Source organism: Streptomyces glaucescens, assembly GCF_002154375.1.
GTDB lineage: Bacteria > Actinomycetota > Actinomycetes > Streptomycetales > Streptomycetaceae > Streptomyces > Streptomyces glaucescens.
This window is the reverse complement of sequence record NZ_MUND01001063.1, coordinates 1-528: the sequence shown is the minus strand read 5'-3', so window position 1 is coordinate 528 and position 528 is coordinate 1. Positions and strand designations below refer to the sequence as shown.

Annotated in this window: 1 protein-coding gene; it reads left to right on the top strand. The window is 75.8% G+C overall.

The genetic code is table 11. The features are described from left to right. A partial coding sequence (locus CCN42_RS40585; protein ID WP_086742069.1) for a GNAT family N-acetyltransferase occupies positions 1 to 396 on the top strand: 396 nt, incomplete at its 5' end. Between the last annotated feature and the right edge of the window lie 132 nt (positions 397 to 528).

The window sequence follows — 528 nt, the reverse complement described above, 5'->3', positions numbered from 1 at the left end:
GCGGGGGCGGCCGAGGGGGCGGCCGGGGCGCGGCAGATCGTCGCCGTCGGGCCCGGCGGAGTGTGGGCGGGGACCGTGACCGTGCTGGTCGAGGAGGCCGGTACGACGGACTGGGCGGGGTTCCCGGTCGAGCGGCGGCAGGGACATGTGGTCGGGGTGTTCGTCCGGCCCGAGTTCCGCGGGCGCGGGCTGACCGAGCGGATCTTCGCGGCGGCGCTGGCCTGGTCGTGGGAGACCGGTGTGGAGCGGGTGCGGCTGATCGTGCACGAGGACAACGAGCGGGCGCAGGGCTTCTACCGGAAGGTGGGCTTCGCGCCGAGCGGGGTGGTGGTGCCGATGGCCGGCAAGCCGGACGACCGGGAGCTGGAGTTCGTCCTGGAGCGGCCCGCGGCCTGAGCTGCCGGACGGGCGGTGTCCGGCAGCTCAGGACGGCGGTCGTGGACGGCGGTTGCGGACGGTGGTTCAGACGGGCAGCTCGGAGTGCGGCCAGCGGGTGCGGGCCTGTTCGCGGGAGCGGAGCAGGGCGAG